This window comes from Streptomyces ovatisporus (genome assembly GCF_042653885.1).
GTDB lineage: Bacteria > Actinomycetota > Actinomycetes > Streptomycetales > Streptomycetaceae > Streptomyces > Streptomyces ovatisporus.
Genome location: NZ_JBHSFH010000010.1, coordinates 403,039 through 419,443 on the forward strand (window position 1 = coordinate 403,039; position 16,405 = coordinate 419,443).

The 16,405-nt window shown below is 72.0% G+C and carries 15 protein-coding genes and 2 pseudogenes; 7 read left to right on the forward strand and 10 right to left on the reverse strand.

Annotation, left to right across the window (positions count from 1 at the left end; all coding sequences use genetic code 11):
* Positions 1 to 129 precede the first annotated feature (129 nt).
* Positions 130 to 543, reverse strand: coding sequence for a YciI family protein (locus ACFPA8_RS19530; protein WP_386450228.1), 414 nt, complete (start codon positions 541 to 543; stop codon positions 130 to 132).
* A 261-nt stretch (positions 544 to 804) separates the two neighbouring features.
* Between ACFPA8_RS19530 and ACFPA8_RS19535 the strand changes: the two genes are divergently transcribed.
* Both ACFPA8_RS19535 and ACFPA8_RS19540 read left to right on the forward strand, forming a co-directional pair.
* Positions 805 to 1,887, forward strand: coding sequence for an endonuclease/exonuclease/phosphatase family protein (locus ACFPA8_RS19535; protein WP_386450230.1), 1,083 nt, complete (start codon positions 805 to 807; stop codon positions 1,885 to 1,887).
* 105 nt (positions 1,888 to 1,992) lie between these two features.
* Positions 1,993 to 2,430 carry a nuclear transport factor 2 family protein gene (locus ACFPA8_RS19540; protein WP_386450231.1) on the forward strand — a complete coding sequence of 146 codons (438 nt, stop codon included), beginning with the start codon at positions 1,993 to 1,995 and terminating at the stop codon, positions 2,428 to 2,430.
* Positions 2,431 to 2,458: 28 nt separating this feature from the next.
* On the opposite strand, the gene ACFPA8_RS19545 is transcribed toward ACFPA8_RS19540, so the two are convergent.
* From ACFPA8_RS19545 to ACFPA8_RS19565, 5 genes are all read right to left on the reverse strand, one after another.
* Positions 2,459 to 3,640, reverse strand: coding sequence for an XdhC family protein (locus tag ACFPA8_RS19545; RefSeq protein WP_386450233.1), 1,182 nt, complete (start codon positions 3,638 to 3,640; stop codon positions 2,459 to 2,461).
* A gap of 76 nt (positions 3,641 to 3,716) precedes the next feature.
* Positions 3,717 to 5,252, reverse strand: coding sequence for an NCS2 family permease (locus ACFPA8_RS19550; protein ID WP_386450235.1), 1,536 nt, complete (start codon positions 5,250 to 5,252; stop codon positions 3,717 to 3,719).
* A 166-nt stretch (positions 5,253 to 5,418) separates the two neighbouring features.
* Positions 5,419 to 7,851, reverse strand: coding sequence for a xanthine dehydrogenase subunit D (gene pucD, locus ACFPA8_RS19555; RefSeq protein ID WP_386450237.1), 2,433 nt, complete (start codon positions 7,849 to 7,851; stop codon positions 5,419 to 5,421).
* A gap of 1 nt (position 7,852) precedes the next feature.
* Positions 7,853 to 8,428 (reverse strand): (2Fe-2S)-binding protein, encoded by a 576-nt coding sequence (locus ACFPA8_RS19560; protein WP_386450239.1) that lies wholly within the window; start codon positions 8,426 to 8,428, stop codon positions 7,853 to 7,855.
* A complete protein-coding gene (locus ACFPA8_RS19565) occupies positions 8,419 to 9,327 on the reverse strand; it encodes an FAD binding domain-containing protein (RefSeq protein WP_386450241.1) in 909 nt (302 codons plus the stop codon). The genes ACFPA8_RS19560 and ACFPA8_RS19565 overlap by 10 nt, the downstream gene beginning before the upstream one ends.
* Positions 9,328 to 9,720: 393 nt before the next feature.
* On the opposite strand from ACFPA8_RS19565, the gene ACFPA8_RS19570 reads away from it, so the two are divergent.
* Entirely contained in the window at positions 9,721 to 11,592 is a 1,872-nt protein-coding gene (locus ACFPA8_RS19570; RefSeq protein WP_386450243.1) for a PucR family transcriptional regulator, read from the forward strand.
* Positions 11,593 to 11,693: 101 nt separating this feature from the next.
* On the opposite strand, the gene ACFPA8_RS19575 is transcribed toward ACFPA8_RS19570, so the two are convergent.
* The 3 genes from ACFPA8_RS19575 to ACFPA8_RS19585 form a co-directional block, all read right to left on the reverse strand.
* Positions 11,694 to 12,413: a hypothetical protein gene (locus ACFPA8_RS19575; protein WP_386450245.1), complete on the reverse strand. Its 720-nt coding sequence runs from the start codon at positions 12,411 to 12,413 to the stop codon at positions 11,694 to 11,696.
* Positions 12,414 to 12,717: 304 nt separating this feature from the next.
* Positions 12,718 to 12,891: a hypothetical protein gene (locus ACFPA8_RS19580; protein WP_386450247.1), complete on the reverse strand. Its 174-nt coding sequence runs from the start codon at positions 12,889 to 12,891 to the stop codon at positions 12,718 to 12,720.
* Positions 12,892 to 13,190: 299 nt separating this feature from the next.
* Positions 13,191 to 13,919, reverse strand: a complete 729-nt coding sequence (locus ACFPA8_RS19585; RefSeq protein ID WP_386450249.1) for an alpha/beta fold hydrolase — start codon at positions 13,917 to 13,919, stop codon at positions 13,191 to 13,193.
* Between the two features lie 180 nt (positions 13,920 to 14,099).
* Here ACFPA8_RS19585 and ACFPA8_RS19590 point away from each other — a divergent pair.
* The 4 genes and pseudogenes from ACFPA8_RS19590 to ACFPA8_RS19605 all read left to right on the forward strand — a co-directional run.
* Positions 14,100 to 14,252, forward strand: a pseudogene (locus tag ACFPA8_RS19590) (ArsR/SmtB family transcription factor); the annotation flags it as partial.
* A gap of 150 nt (positions 14,253 to 14,402) precedes the next feature.
* Positions 14,403 to 14,759 carry a hypothetical protein gene (locus ACFPA8_RS19595; protein ID WP_386450250.1) on the forward strand — a complete coding sequence of 119 codons (357 nt, stop codon included), beginning with the start codon at positions 14,403 to 14,405 and terminating at the stop codon, positions 14,757 to 14,759.
* The gene (locus ACFPA8_RS19600) at positions 14,756 to 15,205 is read left to right on the forward strand and encodes a MerR family transcriptional regulator (protein ID WP_386450251.1); all 450 of its coding nucleotides are present in this window, start codon (positions 14,756 to 14,758) and stop codon (positions 15,203 to 15,205) included. The genes ACFPA8_RS19595 and ACFPA8_RS19600 overlap by 4 nt, the downstream gene beginning before the upstream one ends.
* 9 nt (positions 15,206 to 15,214) lie before the next feature.
* A pseudogene (locus ACFPA8_RS19605) lies at positions 15,215 to 15,337 on the forward strand (YnfA family protein); the annotation flags it as partial.
* Here ACFPA8_RS19605 and ACFPA8_RS19610 read toward each other — a convergent pair.
* The gene (locus ACFPA8_RS19610; protein ID WP_386450252.1) at positions 15,331 to 16,404 is read right to left on the reverse strand and encodes an ArsO family NAD(P)H-dependent flavin-containing monooxygenase; all 1,074 of its coding nucleotides are present in this window, start codon (positions 16,402 to 16,404) and stop codon (positions 15,331 to 15,333) included. The pseudogene ACFPA8_RS19605 and the gene ACFPA8_RS19610 sit on opposite strands and share 7 nt — an antisense overlap.
* Position 16,405: the final 1 nt, after the last annotated feature.

Genomic DNA, 16,405 nt, shown 5'->3' on the forward strand with positions numbered 1-16,405 from the left:
TCGCCGCCGATGGCGCATGCGGCCGCAGGGCGGAGGACCGGCCTCGTAGCCGGCGTACTCGGGGGACTCCGACAACGCAGCGAGGTGCGTGCCGGGCGCCACGAGCCGGTGAACCCTCCCGGTCGCAGCTCAGTCCACCGGCGGCTCCTCGCCGATCGGACGGACGATGACGGGGGGATTCGTCGAGCCCTCCGGGACGGGGCACTGGTGGATGCGCGCGGCGATCTCGGCCGCCCGATCGAAGTCCCTGCACTCCAGCACCCAGTAGCCGACGATGACCGGCTGCTCCACGCCGTAGCCGTTCTTGGACACCACCGGCCGGCCGTCCTCGTCGGCGGTGACGAGGCCCCCGTCCGAGGGCGCCGTCAGCCCCTGACCGTCGACGAGTTCCCCCGAGGCGCCGAGGTCCTCGTTCAGCTTCCGCATGAAGCCCACCATGGCCTGCAGGTCCTCCTTCGTCCACGCCGGCGCCCCCGGTGCGGATGTGCCGGTCATCGCGTCGTAGTCGCCCTGCGTTCCCTGGATCATGAGCATGTACTTCATGGCCGTCCTCCCTGCTCGTCCGGCGCACCCCCGACAGCCGGAAGCGCACACGGGGCAGACGTGCCGGGCGCCCGGAACTCATCGGCGGATGCGGGCGGCTTCACCGGGCAAACCGGTGACGGTCGCGCGGGGCCGTCGCCCTGCGGGCTCTTGACCGCCGCGCGACGAGGACCGTCAGGTCTCGTCGGGAAGTGCGCGGACGTCGCGAAGATCGGGCGCACCCGCACCCCCTCCCGGCACCGATGGTGCAGTATCGGAAGCGTGTTGACGGGGGACCGGAACCATCGCGACAAGCGGGGCGGCCGTGGCACGGTGACGGGGCATCCGCTCCAGCCCACCGAACGGACCACGCGGCCCCGTTCCGAGCGCAGCGCGCGTGGCCGCCCGCCACGGCCCCCGCGCAAGCACGTCCTCTCCACCTTCGTGGGTCTGGTGCTCGCGGCACTGAGCGTGCCGCTGGCCTACCGGGGCATGGACGACGACGGCCCCACGCCGATCGCGCAACTCCTCGCCTTCCTGCCCTGGTTCCTGGTGCCGGGCTGGCTGGGCCTGCTGTACGCCGTGCTCGCACGCCGCGGTCTCCTCGCGGTGTGGGCCATCGCGGTGCTGATGGCGACCGTCGGATTCACCCTGCCCGAGGGCCCGGACGCACCGGAGGGCGCCGCGCAGCGCACCGGCAAGGCACGCTTCCGGGTGCTGACCGCCAATCTCCACCTCGGGGACGCGACCGGGAATCTCGTGAAGACGCTGCGCAGGGAACGCCCGCAGATCGCCTCGGTACAGGAGTGCGACCCCCGCTGCGCGGCGGAACTGAACAGTCCGGCCATGCGCGACGCCTACCCCTACCGCCACATCGTCGACGGTACGGGCGCCTCGGGCTCGGCGCTGCTGAGCGTGTATCCGCTGGAGGACCGGCGCATCGTCGAGGGGCGGCTGGGCATGCCGGGCGCTGTCGCCGACGTCTTGGGAGAGCGGGTGAGGGTGCAGGTCGCGCACCCGATGCCGCCCACCCCCGAGGCGTTGCGCGTCTGGCGTGCGGAACTCGGCAGGCTGAGGGCGTACGGCGCTTCGCGCGGCGCGACGCCGACCATCATTGCGGGCGACTTCAACGCCTCGCAGGACCACGCGGCGTTCCGCGACATCCTGCACACCGGCATGAACGACGCCGCACGGCTCACGGGCCAGTCGCGCACCCCGACCTGGCCGGACAACAGGGCCCGCCCGATGGGCGCCCAGATCGACCACATCCTGGTCAGCGACCCGATGACGGCCGTCGAGGCGCGCTTCCTCGAGATGCCGGGCTCCGACCATCTGGCTGTGCTCGCGGACATCAAGCTGTTCTGACCGGGCGGCGGCACGTTCGCCGACCGGGTTTGCCCGCTCCCCGTCCGGGAAGTACACCCGAGCCAGTAGTCAAATTTGACCAATCTCTCTTGCAAGGAGGACTCCGTGGAGGAGAACGCCCCGTACACGCCGAGCGAACAGGACCAGCGCGACCTGGATGCCTGGTTCGCGAGGTACGACGCCCACGCCGCGAACGCCGACGTCGAAGCCATGGCCTCGATGGCGCTCTTCCCGCTGAACCTCGTGACCGACGACGCCGGGCCCGGCACCGGCTGGACCGGGCAGTGGAACCGCGACGAGTTCGTGCGCACCATGTCGGGCGTCATGAGTGAATCCGGCGGCGGCGATGTGCACTTCGAGTCCCGGCGCACCCCGCACTTCCTCACCGGCAGCCTCGCCCTGGTCTTCACCGAGTCCACCATGACGGTCGCCGGGCGGAGCCGGCGGATGCGCTACGCGGACGTCCTCGTCAAGCAGGAGGGCGAGTGGTACTTCCAGACCATGGTCCAGGGCGGCTGGGCGGCGGCGATGCGGGGGGTCTGACGGGGGCTCCGCACCTCCGCGGCACCGGTCAGACGACGGCCGGCGCCGTGTCCCGGTGGATCGGGGTGTGCGCACCGGTGAGCGGGACGCCGGTGCCGCCGTGGCGGACCGCCACGATCTCGGCCGCGATCGACAGCGCCGTCTCCTCGGGCGTACGGGCGCCGAGGTCGAGCCCGATCGGCGAGTGCAGACGTGCCAGTTCGGTCTCGCCGAGCCCCGCGTCGCGGAGCTGCGCCAGGCGCGCGAGGTGGGTCCGGCGGGAGCCCATGGCGCCGACGTAGGCGATGGGCAGCCGCAACGCCCGTTCCAGCAGCGGCACGTCGAACTTGGCGTCGTGGGTGAGGACGCACACGACGGTGCGGGCGTCGAGCTGCTGGGAGTCCAGATAGCGGTGCGGCCACTCGACGACGACCTCGTCGGCGTCCGGGAAACGTGCGGGCGTCGCGAAGACCGGACGGGCGTCGCAGACGGTGACCCGGTAGCCGAGGAAGGAACCGGTACTGGCCAGCGCGCTCGCGAAGTCGATCGCGCCGAAGACCAGCATCCGCGGCGGAGGCGCACTCGACTCCACCAGCAGCGTGACCGGAGGACCGCACCCGGGCTCGCCGTCGTCGCCGGCGGCGCCGCGCCCGCCTGCCCCGGGCGGGCCCCCGAGGCCGGCGCCCGTCTCGACGGTGGCGGTGCGGCCCGCCTCCAGCAGGGCGCGGGTCTCTGCGAGAGCTCCGGCGTCCAGCCCGTCCGGACCGCCGAGGCTGCCGGCGCCGTCACCCTCGGCCGGTACGTACAGCGCGCCGCCCAGCAGCTCCCGCGGCCCTTCGACGACGCGGGTGAGCGCGACGGCGCGGCCCTGCGCGGCGGCCGCCAGCGCCTCGGCGTACAGGGCGCGCCGCGGTGAGCCGGCCCGTACGGGCGTGACGAGGACGTCGATGACGCCGCCGCAGGTGAGTCCCACGGCGAAGGCGTCGTCGTCGCTGTACCCGAAGCGTTCCAGCACGGTACGGCCGGTCTCCATCGCCTCGCGGCACAGGTCGTACACCGCGCCTTCCACGCATCCGCCGGAGACGCTGCCCACGGCCTCCCCGTCGGCGTCGACGGCGAGCGCCGCCCCGGGCCGGCGGGGTGCGCTGCCGCTCACGGCGACCACCGTGGCGACGGCGAAGTCCCGCTCCTCCTGACACCAGCGGTGCAGTTCAGCGGCGAGATCCAGCATCGGGGGCTCCTCGGGGACACGCTCACAGGGCGCTCCTGTGAGCCTACGTCGGGCGGCGGCAGCGGTGCCCGCCGGCCTACCCCGCGCCCAGCCAGCCTTCGACCGGGCTGAGCGCGAAGTAGAGCAGGAAGACGCCCGCCAGCACCCACATCAACAGCCCGGGGTCGCGCCACCTTCCCTGCGCGGCCTTGATCAGCACGTAGGAGATGCTGCCTGCGGCGATGCCCGCGGTGATGGAGTACGTGAACGGCATCAGCACCATCGTCAGGAAGACGGGAACGGTGGTGGCCGGCTCGCTCCAGTCGACGTGCCGGGCGTTGCTCATCATCATCGCGCCGATGACGACGAGCGCCGCCGCCGCGACCTGCGTCGGTATGACCTGCGCCAGCGGCGTGAAGAACAGGCAGAGGGAGAAGCCGAGACCCGTCACGACACTGGCCAGGCCCGTACGGGCGCCGTCGCCGACCCCGGCCGTCGACTCCACGAAGACGGTCTGGCCGGAGGCGCCGGCTATGCCCCCGGCGACGCCGCCCGCGCCGTCGATGGCCAGGGCCCTGTTCAGGCCGGGCATCCGCCCGTCGCCGTCGGCGAGCCCGGCCTGCTGCCCGATGCCGATGACGGTGCCGATGGCGTCGAAGAAGCCGGCCAGCACGAGGGTGAAGACGATGACGCCGACGGTGACGGCCCCGACGTCGGCGAGGCCGTCGAAGGACACCTTCCCGAACAGGCCGAAGTCCGGGGTGCTCACGACGCTTCCGGAGATCTCGGGAGCGTTCCGGCCGCCCCAGTCCTTCTTCTCCAGCCCTGCGAAGTGGTGCACGAGGCCCGCCACGACGGTGCCACCGACGATGCCGACGAGGATGGCACCGGGGACGCGCCGTACCTGGAGGACGAAGACGAGCAGCACGGTGAAGGAGAAGCAGAGCACCGGCCAGCCCGTGAGCATGTCGTGGGTGCCGAGCTGCACCGGCTTGGCACCGGCGACGCCGCCGGGCCCCGGCATGCTCGTGACGAAGCCGGCCTGCACGCAGCCGATGAGGGTGACGAACAGGCCGATGCCCATCGTGATGGCGTGCTTCATCGCCTGCGGGATGGCGTCCATGATGAGCCGCCGCAGCCCCGTGACGACGAGCACGACGATCACGGCGCCGTAGATGACGCACATGCCGAAGGCGTTCGGCCACGTCATCTGTGGCGCCACCTGGAAGGCCAGCACCGCGGACACGCTCAGACCGGCGGCCAGGGCGAGCGGGACGTTGCCGAGCAGGCCCATGACGAGGGTGGTCGCTGCGGCGGCGAAGGCCGTGGCGGTGGCGGTCTGGCCGGGGTCGAGGGTGGCGTCCTGCGCGTCGGGGACGGAGAGGATCACCGGGTTGAGCAGGACGATGTAGGCCATCGCCATGAACGTCGTGACGCCGCCGCGCACTTCGCGGGCGAGGGTCGAGCCCCGCTCCGAGATCCGGAAGTACCGGTCCGGCCACGAGCGCTTCGGGGACGGGACGGGCGGGGTCTCCCCCGCCGCGTGCGGCTGCCCCTGCTCCGGGGAAGCCGACCCGGACGGGGACTGGGCCGGGGACGGGAACGGCTGGGACTGGGGCTGGGACGGGGTCATGTGCGCTCTCCCAAGGCGTGTCGGTGCAGCCCGGAGCGCCTGCGCGCTGTCGGGGCATGGGGAATGCACGACCCGGGGGACGGCCCGAGACGAGGAGGGACCGTGACCGGACGGGGTTGGTACTGGAGGACCCCGGCGCTCTTGCCGGGGCCCTCGCACGGGGCCCTCAGGCGCCCGTGCCCGCTCCCGTGCCGGTCAGGTGTTCCGGACGTACCGGGACCCGCCGCAGAGCGAGTCCCGTCGCGTTCCGGATGGCGGCGACGACTGCCGGTGTGGAGGAGAGCGTCGGCGCCTCTCCGACTCCACGCAGCCCGTACGGTGCGTGCTCGTCGGCGAGTTCCAGGACATCCACCGGGATCGCCGGGGTGTCGAGGATGGTGGGGATCAGATAGTCGGTGAAGGAGGGGTTGCGCACCTTGCCGCCGGGGTCGACGAGGATCTCCTCCATGACGGCGAGGCCCAGTCCCTGGGTGGTACCGCCCTGGATCTGGCCGACGGTCGCGAGGGGGTTCAGGGCCTTGCCGACGTCCTGCGCGCAGGCCAGTTCGACGACCTTGACCAGCCCGAGTTCGACATCGACCTCGACGACGGCCCGGTGCGCGGCGAACGAGTACTGGACGTGCCCGAAGCCCTGCCCGGTCTTGAGGTCGAACGGCTCGGTCGGACGGTGCCTGAAGACGACCTCGTCCTCGACGGCTTCGTCCTCCAGCACGTCGGCGAGTGCCGCGACGGCCTCGCCGCCCGCGGTGACGATCTTGCCGCCCTCCAGCCGGAGTTCCACGCCCTCCGCCCATGCCGGACGGCTGCCCGCGAACTTCTCCCGGCCGAGCCGGAGGACCTGCTCCCGTACGGCCTCGCACGCCTTCTTCACGGCACCGCCGGTCATGTACGTCTGCCGCGACGCGGAGGTCGAACCGGCGGAGCCCACCTGGGTGTCGGCGGGGTGGATGGTCACCCCGGAGACGCCCAGTTCGGTGCGGGCGATCTGCGCGTGCACGGTGACGCCGCCCTGGCCGACCTCGGCCATCGCGGTGTGCACCATGGCGACGGCTTCGCCGCCGACGACCTCGAGGCGTACGCGGGCGGTGGAGTAGTCGTCGAAGCCCTCGGAGAAGCCGACGTTCTTGATGCCGACGGCGTATCCCACGCCGCGCACCACGCCTTCGCCGTGCGTGGTGTTGGACAGTCCGCCCGGCAGTGCGCGTACGTCGACACCGGTGCCGCCGGTGCCGCCCGCCGCAGCGGAACTCTCCCACTGCTTCTGCGGCGGCATCGGCCGTTCCTTGACCCGGCGCAGGATCTCCGCGACGGGGGCGGGCGAGTCGACCTCCTGGCCCGTGGGGAGCAGCGAGCCCTGCGACATGGCGTTCTTCTGCCGCAGCTCCACGGGGTCCATACCGAGGGCTTCGGCGAGAGCGTCCATCTGCGACTCGTAGGCGAAGCACGCCTGTACGGCGCCGAAACCGCGCATGGCCCCGCATGGCGGGTTGTTGGTGTAGAGGGCGAGCGCCTCGACCTCGACGTTCTCCACGTCGTAGGGACCCACGCCGAGCGAGGCGGCGTTGCCGACGACCGCGGGCGAGGACGAGGCGTACGCGCCGCCGTCGAGCACGATGCGGCACGTCATGTACAGCAGCTTGCCGTCGCGGGTGGCTCCGTGCTCGTAGGTGAGCTTGGCGGGGTGGCGGTGCACGTGCCCGAAGAAGGACTCGTACCGGTTGTAGACGATCTTCACGGGCCTGCCGGTGGCCATCGCCAGCAGACACGCGTGCGCCTGCATCGAGAGGTCCTCGCGTGCGCCGAACGCACCGCCGACGCCCGAGAGCGTCAGGCGGACCTTCTCCGGGGGGAGGCCCAGCACCGGCGCCAACTGGTCACGGTCGACGTGCAGCCACTGCGTGGCGATGTACAGGTCGATCCCGCCGTCCTCCGCCGGTACGGCGAGACCCGACTCCGGGCCGAGGAACGCCTGGTCCTGCATGCCCACTTCGTAGTCGTTGCGCACGACGACGTCCGCCTCGGCCTTCGCCGCCGCCACGTCGCCCCGCACGATGGGCTGCCTGTGCAGGATGTTGGGGTGCGCGACGTGCCCCGCATGGTGGTCGCTCCGGCCCGGGTGCAGCACGGGGGCGCCCTCACGGGTGGCGCTCTCCTCGTCGTACACCGGCGGGAGTTCGGCGTAGTCCACCCGGATCTTCGCCGCCGCACGGCGAGCGGTCTCCGGATGGTCGGCCGCGACGATCGCGACGGCCTCGCCGTGGTAGCGGACCCGGTCCTTCGCCAGCACCGGCTGGTCCTGGATCTCCAGCCCGTAGTGCGTGCCGGCGGGCAGGTCGTCGTGCGTCATGACGCTGCGGACGCCGGGGATCCTCAGTGCCTCCGAGACGTCCACGGAACGGATCTCGGCGTGCGCGTACGGGCTGCGCAGCGTGCAGCCCCACAGCATGTCCTCGTGCCACAGGTCGGAGGCGTAGGCGAACTCACCGGTGACCTTCAGCGTTCCGTCCGGCCGGAGAGTGGACTCGCCGATGCCGCCCCCGGCGGCGGTTCCCCGGGAGACCTGGGTGATGGTGGTGGGGATACGGGTCGCTTCCGCCATCTCAGATCGCCTCTCCCTGTGACGTGCCCGCGCCCGGCCCGGAGTCCGGTGCTCCCGCACCCGCTGCCTGGTCCGTACGAGCCGCCGCCAGCCGCACGGCGTCGAGGATCGTCTCGTAGCCGGTGCACCGGCACAGGTTCCCCGAGAGGGCTTCGCGGATGTCGGCGTCGGACGGACGGGCGTTGCGTTCGATGAGTTCGTCGGCGGCCACGAGCAGGCCGGGTGTGCAGAACCCGCACTGCACCGCACCCGCGTCGACGAACGCCTTCTGCACCGGGGAGAGTTCGGCGTCCGCTGCCGCTTCCCCGGCGGGGACTTCGCCGCGCTGCCGGGCGAGGCCGGCGAGTCCTTCGACGGTGACGACCTCGCGCCCCTCGACCTGCCCTGCCGCCACCAGGCACGCGCACACGGACTCACCGTCGAGGCGTACCGTGCAGGAACCGCATTCGCCCTGCTCACAAGCGTTCTTGGAGCCGGGCAGGCCCATGCGCTCGCGCAGGACGTACAGCAGCGACTCGCCTTCCCACACGTCGTCGGCCTCGTGCCGCCGTCCGTTGACGGTGAACGTCACGCGCATCGGGTGCCTCCCTCGTCGTTGCGGGCACGGCGGCCCCCGGTGCGGTGGCTCTCCCATACCCAGGTCAGCGTGCGCCGGGCCATGACGCCCACGGCGTGCCTGCGGTAGGCGGCGCTGCCGCGTACGTCGTCGATGGGGTTGCAGGCGGCGGAGCACAGTTCGGCGAACCGCCGTGCCACGGACGGCGGTACGATCCGGTCGCTCTCCCACAGCCCTTCCTCGTCCAGCGCGGCGGTGAGGAACTCCTCCGCCGCCGTCGCCCGGAACGGGGTGGGCGCCGCGGACCCCACGGCTGCCCGCACGGTGCGGGTCTCGGGGTGCAGCGCCACGGAGAACCCGCACACCGCGATAACCATCGCGTTCCGGGTGCCGATCTTCGAGAACTGCTGCGGTCCCGTGGCCTTCTTGATGTGCACGCACTTGATGAGCTCGTCGTCGGCGAGAGCGTTCCGCTTGACGCCGGTGAAGAACTCCTCGACGGGGATGCGGCGCGACCCGCGTACGGACTCCGCCTCGACCTCCGCGCCCGCCGTCAGCAGCGGCGGGTGCGAGTCGCCCGCCGGTGACGCGGCCCCCAGGTTCCCTCCGACGCTCCCCCGGTTGCGGATCTGCGGCGAACCGACGGTGTGGGCGGCCAGGGCCAGGCCCGGCAGCTCGGCGCGCAGGTTCTCGATGATCCGCGTGTAGGGGACGCCCGCGCCGAGCCGCACGCTGTCCTCTCCGGTCTCCCACTCGTGGAGCTCGGGGATGCGGTTGAGGTCCATCAGCCGGCCGGGACGGCGCTGGTCGAAGTTGATCTCGACCATGACGTCCGTGCCGCCGGCGATGGGGACGGCGGAGGGGTGCTCGGCCTTCGCGGCGAGCGCCTCCTGCCAACTGGCGGGGCGCAGAAACTCCATGGGCTCTTCTCTATTCGCTTCCGGGCGCGCTCGGCCGTCGGGTCGGTGACGTGCGGGCGATGTCGGTCCAGTACACAGATGCATGTCCCGTCGGGGGCAGTCACCGAAACCATGAAGCAGTTGCCTGCTCGCAGGGTCCCTCTTGTAGATTCGAACGAATGCCGGTGAGCGGCACACTCGCGGCATCCGACGGCTAGGCCCTGTCTGACAAATGGCGTCGTCCGCCGCAGGCGGTGCTCGCGACGGATGGTGCGTGCAGCCGCAAGGCGGAGGATCGCCCTCGTAGTGGGCTACTCGGTCGATGCGACAACGCAGCGGATGTGCGTGCCAGTCGTCGCGAGCAAGGCGAGATTTGTCAGACAGGGCCTAGAGACGGAAACGGCGGCGAAAACGATGCGGCTGCGTGCACTCCTGGGGACCGGCTCGCTCGGGCTGCGCCTCCTCACCGGGGAGGACGAGCTGGACCGTACGGTGCGGGGCGTCATGACGACCGACCTGCGCGATCCCGGGCGCTACCTGTCCGGCGACGAACTCGTGCTGACCGGGCTGGCCTGGTTCCGGTCCCCGGAGGACTCCGAACCCTTCGTGCGCATCCTCGCCGCGGCCGGAGTGGCCGGGCTCGCGGCGGGCGAGGCCGAGCTGGGCCTGGTCCCGGAAGACCTCGTGAAGGCCTGCGCCCGTCACCGGATGCCTCTGTTCGCCGTCACCGAGGACGTCGCCTTCGCGACGGTCACCGAGCACGTGCTGAGGCAGGTCTCCACGGAACGGGCCGGGGACCTGGCCGCCGTGGTGGACCGGCACCGCCGCATGATGTCGCCGGGCCCGGCAGGAGGGGGACCCGACGTCGTCCTCGACCTGCTCGGCTCGGATCTGGACCTGCGCGCATGGGTGCTGTCCGTGACGGGCCGCGCGGTGGCGGGCGGCGGTACGGCGGCGGCAGGCCGCGGCACGCTGCCTCCGGACGTACGTTCACGGCTCGCGGGTGAGCATCTCGCGGCTGTACGGGGTGGCCGGCCCGGGCCGTACCGGGCGGAGGCCGGCGGCCGCGCCTGGTCCCTCTTCCCGGTGCGCGGCACGGGACCGGGCCCGGCCGAGGACCGGCATCACCTGGCGGAGCACGGCGGGCCGTCGCTGTGCGAGTGGTTCCTCGCGGTCGAGGACGACGCGGGCGAATGGCCCACGGAGCGGCTCGACCTCGTCCAGGGCGTCACCCAGCTGATCGCCGTGGAACGCGAGCGCCGCGACGCCGGTCGCACGGTCCGCCGCCGCCTCGCCATGGAGGTGCTGGAACTCCTGCACGCCGGGGCCCGTCCCGCCGAGATCGCGGCACGGCTGCGCGTCGCGGCGCCGGTGCTGCTGCCCGGCCTGGGCAGTGCCCCGCACTGGCAGGTCGTCGTCGCCCGCCTGGAGGAGACGGCCGGCCGGCCCGCCGACGAGCACGGGACCGCAGGGGCGAGGGCCGACGCGGCCGAGGCCGCGCTGGGAGCACGGTGCCGGGCGCTGCTGGAGGAGATCCTGCTCGATCCCCGCACCACGGGCGCCGGCCCGGAGCCGGAGACCGCCGACAGGGTCGCCGTCACGCACCACGGCGGCGAGGCCGTGGCCCTCGTCCCGCTCCCGTCGGTCGCCGGTGCCGGTGCCGGTGCCGGTGCCGGGGCCGGTGCCGGGGCCGGGGCCGGTGCCGGGGCCGGGGCCGGTGCCGGCGAGGGGCTCACGGACACCGGAAGCGGACCAGGGGCCGCTTCCCCGGGGACCCCGCCGCCCGACCCGGGCCTCAGCGCGGAGACCCTCCTCGCCGCGGTCCGCGACCCGCTCGAGCGGGGCCTCGCCCACGGCGGACGGCTGACCCTGGGCGTCAGCGCCACCGTGCACTCCGCCGAGGGGCTGCACGGAGCTGTCGAAGAGGCCCGCCACGCCCGCCGGGTGGCAGCCGCACGCGAAGGACGAGTCTGCGCCGCGGGGCACGAGGAACTCGCCTCGCACGTCCTGCTGCTCCCCTTCGTCCCGGACGACGTCCGCCGCGCCTTCACGGCGCGGCTGCTGGCACCGCTGCACGAGTACGACCGCCGTCACCGGGCCGAACTCCTGCCGACGCTCTCCGCGTTCCTGGCGGCCGACGGCTCCTGGACGCGCTGCGCCGCCCGGCTCCACCTGCACGTCAACACCCTGCGCTACCGCATCGGCCGCATAGAGCAGCTCACGGGGCGCGACCTGTCCCGCCTGGAGGACAAGCTGGACTTCTACCTGGCGCTGCGCCTGAGCTGAGCAGCGCCGGAGGCCGCACCGCTGCCGGCGCCGGACGAGCCCCCCGGCGCTGGTGCCTCGGGGTCTTTCCCGCCGGGTGCGGATTCCACCGGCGGGCCGGGTCAGGAGGGCGGTGAGCAGCGCCGGGGAAGGGTCACCGTTCCGGGCTTGTGCTCGAACGTGTCCATCTTGAGCCACTCGTCCAGCTCGGGGTCGTAGAGGTTCTGGAGTCCGAACTGCAGAACCTGCCAGAACGTGCCCCGGTTGTTCTGGTCGACGTAGATGTCGCCGAGCGCGAGCGGGAACCGCAGGAACTTGCCCGGAGGCAGCTGCGGTACGACCACACCGACCCGCCAGTGGTTCACATGACGCCGCGGGTTCTGCTCCAGAGTCTCGCGCCCGACGAACCGCGAGGTCGCGAGCTTGTCGTTCAGCAGCTCCAGGCTGAAGCCCGGGATCTTCGAGCACTGATGCTCGGTCAGGCCCGGCCACTTGTAGGTCAGCGTGTAGAGCGTGCCGCGGTAGATCAGGTTCGTGAACCAGATGGGATACCCGGGGCCGCCCGCGACCATCTGGCTGTCGCCGTTCTTCCCCTCCCACGTGAACGGCACCGTGATGCCCAGGTCACGGACGATCCACTTGCCCTTGCCGCGGAAGTTCCGCGGCAGACGGGGCGGCCGGGGCTCGGGCGGGCCGACACGCTTCTCGGCCACCGTCCCGACCGACGGTGTGCCGTCGCTCCGCGTGCCCGCGCCGGCGGGCGACATGGCCGCCGAGGCGGCGGCGATCACTCCGGCCAGAGCGGCCGACACGGCAGCCCGGCGTGTACGTGCCCATCCCATGGTCCACCTCGGCTTCGCGTCGCGCGCCGTCGAGGCGCAGGGCTCAATCGCAGCGGTGACTGCACACGGTCCCCGGCGTCACAGAACCTGAAACCGGCCGTCAGGCCGATCGGCGGCACGGCTCGCCGGTCCCGACGCGCTGCGGTGAACTCCGTTCTGCGGGCCGCTGCCGGCGGCCCTCGACCGCCGCTCGGCGCAAGGAGGTTGACGCTCCGGCAGCGTGATCCCGTCAGCGCCCCCGGAGTGCGTCGTACGGCACGAGCCCGGGCGGGCCTTCACGTCAGCTGCAGGCCCCGGCAGGCCGTCACGACAGCTGCACCACGGAAGCCGCCACCATCAGCATGGTGAGCGCGACCAGCGCGAACATGACGAGCTCTGCCCGTCGGCCGCCGTTCAGCGACGGGGGGCGGATTTTGCGGTTGAAGGCTCTGCCGGCTCGTCCGACGCCTCCCGCCTTCTTCCTCCGGTGAGTGCTCATCTGCTGTGCCCCTCCACCCTCACCAGGGTGCCCCATGGAGCCGCTGCGTACAGCGCCTCGGCGACATCGGCGCAAGGCAGGTGTGCGGTACGGCTCCGGGCGGGCGTTCATCTGAGGCATGGACATACGCGAAGCTCTGGAGAAAACGAACAGTTCATGACTTCAGGCACCGTGGGCCCCTGCTCAGGGTTCAGCAGGGGCCCACGGTGCGGAGAGCTGCGAGGGCCGGGACCTGTCCTCGATGAACGGCATGCCGGCCGACATCAGCTACCGTCTGCGCCCGGTCCGACGGCCCGGCCTCACTTCAGATGTCGGGTGAAGAACTGGGCCGCGGCGTCTCCCGCGAACTGCGGGACGCCGGTGTGCCCGCCCATGTTGGCGTACAGGGACTTCTCCTCGGAGCCGAAGGCGTCGAACAGGTCCAGGGCCGCTTGCCGGTCGTTCCCTTCGTCGTCCCACTGAAGCAGGACGTGCAGAGGAACGGTGACCTGCCGGGCCTCCTCGAACATGGCGCGGGGCACGAGACTCCCGGCGAAGAAGCCGGCGGCCACGATGCGCGGCTCGACCACCGCAAGCCGGATGCCGATGGAGATCACCCCTCCCGAGTACCCGACCGGGCCGCCGATTTCGGGCAGCGAAAGGAGGGCGTCCAGGGCGGCCCGCCATTCCGGGACCGCCCTTTCGACCAGCGGGAGGACGAGGGCGTCGACGATCTCGTCGCCGACCGGCTCGCCGGCCTCCATCGCCCGGCGCAGGTCGGCGCGGGCCTCCTCGGCGGCGGGCCAACGGGGCCGGTCACCGCTCCCGGGAAGCTCGATGGTGGCCGTGGCGAAGCCCTCCGCCGCGGAGTGCCGGGCCCGGGCCACCAGGCGCGGGTACATCTTGCGCAGGCCGAGGGGAGGGTGACCGAGCAGGATCAGCGGCACCGGTGCGGATGCGGGCGTCCACAGAATGCCGGGGATCTCGCCGAGGGTGAATTCACGTTCGAGGACGCCGTCGTCGAGGCGCTGTTCGGAAGTGAACTGCATAGTCGTGCCTTTCGGGAGTGCTCTTGAACGGCGCTCCCGGACGACCTACCGCCCGACCGTGACCCCGGAGGGGAGCACCCATGTCGATACTTCGTTCACGGGCACCACCTCCTCGATCTCTCGCACGGCCGCCGGCAAGCTAGCAATGGTCGCCGTGGTCCGCCAACGGGTTTTGCCCGGGTCGGGGTTTCCCGGCCCACTGTCAGCCACCACTTGAAGAAGCTGCGCGAGGCGGGGCTACTCACATCCGGCCGGCGTGGCACGTGGGTGTGCTGCCGCGTCGCGCCCAGTGTGACGGCCTTCTTGGCGCGCAGCTTCTCCATCCCCGGCTGAGGCAAGGCCGGAAGCCCGTGAAGTGAGGCAGTGCGGCGAAACCAGCTCCAGAGATCTTCCCGCGGATGGTCTTGCAACCGGTACTCGGGTACAGGTTTACCGTCGGAGTTGCCCCAGGAGTGAGGGGCCGCGACGACGGGAGTGAGCGCGATGGCAGAGCTGGATCGGGTACCGGAGTCGGCACCGCAGTCGTGCACGCTGCCGACGGAGGATCGTCCGCTGCGGCTTGCTGAGTGGGATGCCTTGTTCGCCACTCAGGTGACGGCGCCGTCGTGGCCTGAGCCGCTGCGTCTACGCCTGGAACTGCCTGCCGGAGCCGAGAGCCAGGAGCGAACCCGGGACCTCGCGGCGCGTGAGAGTGAGTGTTGCTCCTTCTTCGGCTTCACCGTCGCCGTTACCCCGGCAGCCGTCGTGCTGGACATCGCGGTGGACCAGGAGCACGAGGCAGTTCTGCACGCCATGGCGGCGCGAGCGGTGGAGGCGGCGGCACCTCGGGACACGCAGTGAGCGGCGTTGCGCTTCGCAGCGGTCAGGTCGCCGACGCGGCCGGGGTGAACATCCAGACCCTGCGCTACTACGAGCGACGCGGGCTGCTGCCTGCTCCGGAACGCAGCCCCGGTGGGCACCGCCTGTACGGCGACGGGGCGGTCACCACGCTGCGGATCATCAAGGCCGCTCAGCGTTTGGGCTTCACGCTGGATGAGGTCGCCGAGCTGCTGGAAGCCGGGCGACACCGCCACGGCCGAGCGGTCGCGGGATTGCAGGAGCGTGCGGCAGCCAAGCTCGCCGAGGTCGACGCAAAGATCGCTGATCTCGACACGATCCGCACTGCGCTGGCCACGGCCGTTGAGGCGGGGTGCGACGACCTGACCGAGTGCGCCACGAACTCCTGTTGCCCGATCCCGTTCACCGACCTCGCCGAGGAGAACCGCCATGCGGGCCCCTGCTGCTGACCCCGGCCCGCCGGGTCGATCGCCTGGGGCATGGTCGCCGACGGCTGCCGCCCTGACCGCTGGGATGTCACCGGCGCGCTGATCTGTCTCGCCGGCATGGCTGTGATCATGTGCGCCCCGCGCGGTCACTGACGAGGTCGGCTGAGCTGCCGGGAGATCTGCGCCGCCGCGTCTCTCGCGGGGCGGCCGACGCCGATGAGCGTCGCGGAAGCAGGGCCCGTCCAGTCGCCGTAGCCGAGCAGATGCAGGCGCGGTTCAGCGGTGGCTCGGGTGCCGTCGGTGGGGATGTGGCCGTTTGCGTCGCGGAGCTGCAACGGAGCGAGGTGGGCCAGGGCGGGGCGAAACCCCGTCGCCCAGACGACGGCATCAGCGTGCCGGCGTGAACCGTCGGGCCAGACCGGGCCATCCGGCTCCAGCCGCTCGAACATGCCGCGCGGGATGAGAAGGCCGCGATCCCGTGCCTCACGTACGGCCGGGACGGCGACGATGTCGCCGAGACCGGCAACTCCGCCGGTGTCCTCCCGTCCCGCTTCCAGCGCGCGCCTTCGGGCGGTCGCCGCGTCGAACAGGGCCCGGCCGTCGATGTCGTCGGGCAGATAGCGCGGCGGGCGGCGGGTGACCCAGGTGCACTCGGCACCGTCACTGGCAGCGAGGTCGGCGGCGATCTGCGCACCGGAATTACCGCCCCCGACCACCAGCACATGCTGACCGCTGAAGTCCTTGGGACTGCGGTAGTCCACGGTGTGGATCTGGCGGCCCCCGAAGAATCCCTGGCCGGGCACGGAGGGAACGAAGGGACGCCACCACGTGCCGGTGGCGCTGATCACGAAGCGGGCCTGCCAGGTGCCGGAGTCGGTCTCCACCCGCAGCCCGCGCCTGTCACGGTGCACGCCGGTGACTCGCACCGGCCGGTGCACGGGCAGGTCGTAGCGCCGCTCGTAGTCGGTCAGGTAGTCCACGACGTGCGCAGCCTGCGGGTACGGCTGCCCTGGCTGCGGGGGCATCAGGCGGCCGGGCAGGGAGGAGAGTTCGGCAGGGGAGAACAGATGCAGCGACTCCCACATGTGCGGCCAGGCTCCGCCCGGAGCGTCCTGGGCGTCGAGAATGGTGACGTCCACGCCCTTGCGGCGCAGGTGGTAGCCGGCAGCGAGTCCAGCTTGGCCGCCGCCGACCACCACCACGTCCTTGATCGTCGTCACG